The 5,059-nt window shown below is 72.3% G+C and carries 4 protein-coding genes; 1 reads left to right on the plus strand and 3 read right to left on the minus strand.

All coding sequences use genetic code 11. The features are described 5' to 3' along the window. On the minus strand, positions 1-2,437 hold a 2,437-nt coding region (locus tag ABYE80_RS16940), incomplete at its 3' end, for a nitrate reductase subunit alpha (RefSeq protein ID WP_372791484.1). Between the two features lie 130 nt (positions 2,438-2,567). Here ABYE80_RS16940 and ABYE80_RS16945 point away from each other — a divergent pair. After that, complete coding sequence (locus ABYE80_RS16945; protein WP_372791485.1) at positions 2,568-3,773, plus strand: multidrug effflux MFS transporter; 1,206 nt, start codon at positions 2,568-2,570, stop codon at positions 3,771-3,773. Here the strand turns inward: ABYE80_RS16945 and ABYE80_RS16950 are convergent. Both ABYE80_RS16950 and ABYE80_RS16955 read right to left on the minus strand, forming a co-directional pair. Beyond that, positions 3,760-4,398: a transglutaminase family protein gene (locus tag ABYE80_RS16950; RefSeq protein ID WP_372791486.1), complete on the minus strand. Its 639-nt coding sequence runs from the start codon at positions 4,396-4,398 to the stop codon at positions 3,760-3,762. The two genes, ABYE80_RS16945 and ABYE80_RS16950, sit on opposite strands and share 14 nt — an antisense overlap. A gap of 85 nt (positions 4,399-4,483) precedes the next feature. After that, positions 4,484-5,059: GNAT family N-acetyltransferase (locus tag ABYE80_RS16955; RefSeq protein WP_372791487.1), on the minus strand; the 576-nt coding region annotated here is incomplete at its 5' end.

A 5,059-nucleotide genomic window follows, 5' to 3' on the forward strand; every position in this document is an offset into this window, starting at 1 on the left:
AGGCGTCCCAGTCGCTCTTGGCCTCCCACGGAGGCGGGATCGCGGCGTTGAACGGATGGACGAACGGGTGGAGGTCCGTGCTCGAGACGTCGTGCTTCTCGTACCAGGTCGCGGCCGGCAGCACGACGTCGGAGTACAGGCACGACCCGTTCATCCGGAAGTCGATCGTGGTGAACAGGTCGAGCTTGCCGGTGGGCGCGTCCTCGCGCCAGACGACGTCCTTCGGGCGCTGGTCCTCATCGGCCTCGGTCGACCGGACCGCGGCGTCCGGCACGCCCAGGACGTGACGCAGGAAGTACTCGTGCCCCTTGGACGAGGACCCGAGCAGGTTGGCCCGCCACAACGTCAGGACCCGGGCGTGGTTCTGCGGCGCATCGGGGTCCTGGCAGGCGAACCCCAACCGTCCGGCCTGCAACTCGGCGACGACGTGGTCGGCGACCGGGACGCCGGCCGCGGACGCCTCGTCGGCGACGTCCAAGGGGTTGCGGTCGAACGTCGGATAGCTCGGCAGCCAGCCGAGTCGTGCCGCGAGCGCGTGCGCGTCGGCCGTGTGCATCGCGCCGATGCGCCCCGGGCCGGTCGGGGACGTGAAGTCGCTCGCGTCCAGCGCCTCGTAGCGCCACTGGTCGCTCAGCAGGTACCAGAACGGCGTCGCGGGCTGCTGGCGCGGCGGGCGCGCCCAGTCCAGCGCGAACGCGACGGTCGCCCAGCCCGACATCGGGCGGACCTTCTCCTGCCCGACGTAGTGCGCCCAGCCGCCGCCGTTCACGCCCTGGCAGCCGCACAGCAGCACCAGGGAGAGGATCGCCCGGTAGGTCTCGTCGGCGTGGTACCAGTGGTTGACGCCGGCCCCGAGCACGATCATCGACCGGCCTTCGGTCTGCTCGGCGTTGCGCGCGAACTCGCGGGCGATACGGACCACGCGACCAGCGTCGACCCCGGTGTGCTCCTGCTGCCAGGCCGGGGTGCCCGGCTGGGTCGGGTCGTCGTAGCCGGTCGGCCACTCGCCAGGCAGGCCCTCACGTCCGACCGCGTACTGGGCGAGTAGCAGGTCGAACACGGTGGTGACGAGATGGCCGCCGATCCGGCGGGCCGGCACGCCGCGCAGCACCTCGGTGCCGCCCTCGGTCGGCCCACCGTCGAAGTGGGGCATCGCGACGGTGACGAGCTCGTCGTGGCTTCCGAGCAGCGACAGGGCGGGCTTCGTGTCGCCGAGATCGAGGTTCCACTCGCCCTTGCCCTCGTCCCCCCAGCGGTACCCGATGGAACCGGGCGGGACGACGGGCTCACCGCTGGCCTCGTCGACCACGACGGTCTTCCACTCGGCGTTCTCTCCCCCATCGCCGAGATCGGACGCGCGCAGGAAGCGGTCCCCGGCGTGCACGCCGTCACGGTGCTCGCGGAGCGTCACGAGGAAGGGCAGGTCCGTGAACCTGCGGACGTACCCGTCGAAGTACGGGACCGTGCGCTGCACGTGGCACTCGTTGAGGATCACGTGCCCCATCGCCATCGCGAGCGCGCCGTCGGTGCCCGCCGCGGCCGGCAGCCAGTGATCGGCGAACTTCGTGTGCCCCGCGAAGTCCGGTGAGACGACCACGACCTTCTGACCGCGGTAGCGCGCCTCGGTCATGAAGTGGGCGTCCGGGGTGCGCGTCTGCGGGACGTTCGAACCCCACAGCATCAGGTAGCCGGCGTTCCACCAGTCGGCGGACTCCGGCACGTCGGTCTGATCGCCCCAGACCTGTGGCGAGGCCGGCGGGAGGTCGGCGTACCAGTCGTAGAAGCTCAGGCAGACGCCGCCGATGAGGCTGAGGAACCGCGTGCCCGCCGTGTAGGACACCATCGACATGGCCGGGATCGGCGAGAAGCCCGCGACGCGGTCGGGTCCGTACTCGCCGACCGTGTGGACGTGGGCGGCGGCGATCATCTCGGATGCCTCGTCCCAGCCCGCCCGGACGAAGCCGCCCTTCCCCCGGGCCGACTTGTACGCCTGCGCCTTGTCCGGGTCCGAGACGATCTCCGCCCACGCGGCGACCGGGTCGCCGAGCCGCGCCCGGGCCTCCCGGTAGAGGGCGAGCAGCACGCCCCGCACGTACGGGTACTTCGGCCGCACCGGCGAGTAGACGTACCAGGAGAAGGAGGCGCCCCGGGGACAGCCACGGGGCTCGTAGTCGGGAACGTCGGGACCGTTGGAGGGGTAGTCCGTCTGCTGCGTCTCCCAGGTGACGAGCCCGTCCTTGACGTGGATCTTCCAGGAGCACGACCCGGTGCAGTTCACCCCGTGCGTCGAGCGCACGACGCGATCGTGCTGCCAGCGGCGCCGGTACGCCTCCTCCCAGTCGCGCGATCCGGCCGAGAGCTCGTTGCGCCCGTCCGTGCTGCGCTCCCGCTCGCGGAAGAACTGCCGGGTCTTGAGGAGCATCGATCCCGACGTCATCGTGAGCCCCCGTGGTGGGTCAGGTGCGACATGCCTCGCGAACCTATGAAGTCACCGATTTCCGGCATAGGGGACTTAGTACGGATCGCGTTGCGGTTCTCCGCGCCATCCCGCCATTAGGGTCTGCGCCGTGAACGTGGTCATGGCCGGCGAGCCGACCGTCCGGCCGGCCCCACCTCTCCGTCTGCTCCTGCTGCTCGGAGCGCTCACCGCGTTCGGGCCGCTGTGCATCGACACGTACCTCCCCGGGCTTCCCGAGCTTCGCGACGACCTCGACGCCTCCGCGTCGACGGTCGGCCTGACGCTGACCGGCTGCCTCGCGGGGCTCGCGATCGGACAACTCGTCGCGGGCCCGATCAGCGACGCCCGAGGACGCCGCCCCACGATCCTCGTCGGGCTCGCCGTCTTCGTCCTGGCGTCCCTGGCCTGCGCCGCGGCACCTTCAGCCGCGACCCTGGCGCTGCTGCGGGTGGCTCAGGGGTTCGCGGGCGCCGCCGGGATCGTGGTCGCGCGCGCCATGGTCCGCGACCGGTACGACGGCGCTCAGGCCGCGCACGTCTTCTCCCTGCTGGTGATGGTCAACGGCGTCACCCCGATCCTCGCCCCGATCCTCGGTGCGCAGCTCCTGGCGCTCACCGACTGGCGTGGCGTGTTCGTGGTCCTCGGCGCGGTGGGCGTCGCCCTGCTGGTCGCCAGCCTCGCGATCCTGCCCGAGACGCTCCCGGTCCACCGGCGGCGCACGGGCGGTCTCGCCGACACACGCGGCGCGATGGTGCGACTGGCGCGCGACCGGCGGTTCGTCGCCCACGCGGCCGCCTGCGGCCTCTCCTTCGCCGCCATGTTCGCCTACATCGCCGGATCCTCGTTCGTCTTCCAAGACGTCTACGGCGTGAGCCCGACCGGGTTCAGCCTGCTCTTCGCGCTGAACGCGATCGGGATCGTCGCCGCCGGTCGCGCGAACTCGGTGCTGGTCGTCCGGCACGCACCTCAGACGCTGATGCGGGTGGGCCTCCGTGTTCAGGCGACGGGCGGGATCCTGCTGGTGGCCGTCGTGAGCGCCGATGTCGCCGGGCTCGTCGCGGTGGTCGCCTGTCTGTTCGTCGTCGTCGGCTGCGTGGGGATCGTCCTCCCCAACGCCACCGCGCTCGCGCTGGCCGAGCACCCGGACGACGCCGGGAGCGCCTCCGGGCTGCTGGGGACCTCGCAGTTCGCGATCGGCGCCGCGACGGCCCCGCTGGTGGGCGTCGCCGGGGAGGGCACCGCACTGCCGATGGCGATCACGATCGCGGTCCTGGCGGTCGCGGCGTCCGCCGTGCTGGCGCTCACCCGTCGATGAGCACCGGGTAGGCACGCCGGTAGGCGTCGAGGATCTCCTCCAGCGGGAGGTCCTGTCGGTCGCCGTGATCGTGCAGGTACTCCATGTACCGGGAGCCGTCCCCGCTGAACGCGTGCAGCAGCGCGTCGGAGGTGCCGTCGAAGTCCAGGGGTTCGACACCGAACCGCGCGCACAGCTCGGCGTTGAACGCGGAGCTCGCCTTGCGCCAGGCGCCCCCGACGAACAGGGTGCTGTACCCGTGGTAGACGAACAGGTCGGTGCCCATCCGCTCGGCGAGTCGGGGGGACTGCAGGTGGTTCCTCACGTCCGCGAGTCCGAGCCGGGCCGGCACGCCGACGGCGCGGGCCGCCGCGCTCAGCAGGACGGACTTGGGGACGCAGTACGCCGACCCGGCCGCCAGGACCGCGCTCGCCCGGTAGCTGGCCGGATCGGTGGACAGGCTGAACGGGTCGTAGCGGATGCCGTCCCGGACGGCGGCGAAGAGCCGGCGCGCCTTCGTCACGTCGTCGGTCGCGTCGCCGACCGCGTCGCGCGCGAACGCGAGGACGTCGGGATGGTCCGCGTCGAGGAAGGCGGTCGGGGCCAGATCGGCAGGGGTCACGGGGGTCGTCGTGGGCTGCGGCATCGCCCGGACTCTGCCAGACGCGGCGGCCCGGAGCCGCGCGGCGCCGGGGGGCTCGCGGCCGCACGGCAGGCGGACGCGGGGCGCCTCAGTGCTCGAGTGCGTCGGTTGCCGCGGTTCGCAGGAGCGCCGGCAGCTGCCGCCCGATGCCCTCCTCGGGCAGGGGCACCTCGAGCTCCACGACGCCCGCGTCGCGACGGACGACGTGCGGCTCGCCGAGCTCGGACAGGACGTCGAGCATCGGCGTGTTCGCGGCCAGCACGGAGGCCGTGAAGCAGCTGATGTCCTCCTCCCGGGCCCGGTCGGCGAGCAGCGACAGCAGGGTGGTCCCCACGCCCCGCCCCTGCCAGTCGTCGGCCACCGAGACCGCCATCTCGGCCCGCGTCGGGTCCTCGCGGTCGCGGATGAACCGCACGACGCCCACGCCCCTCCCGGTCTCCTCGTCGAAGGCGACCAGCGCCTCGTGGTCGTGGTGGTCGACGTCGGTCAGGTAGCGCAGGCTGCTCGAGGTCAGCTCGGATATCCCGGCGAAGAACCGGCGGTAGCGGGAGTCGGGGCTCCAGGCACGGAACGCCTCCGCGAGATCGTCGCTGTCGCTGGTCGCGATCGGTCGCACGAGCAGCGACGTCCCGTCGCGGAGGCGCACGTGCGTCGAGCCGGACAC

It is taken from the genome of Paraconexibacter sp., assembly GCF_041602235.1.
GTDB lineage: Bacteria > Actinomycetota > Thermoleophilia > Solirubrobacterales > Solirubrobacteraceae > Paraconexibacter.

What these genes read in the sequence shown, in the direction of transcription:
- ABYE80_RS16950 (WP_372791486.1), bottom strand. Translation starts at nt 4,398, where the DNA reads ATGCCGCAGCCCACGACGACCCCCGTGACCCCTGCCGATCTGGCCCCG.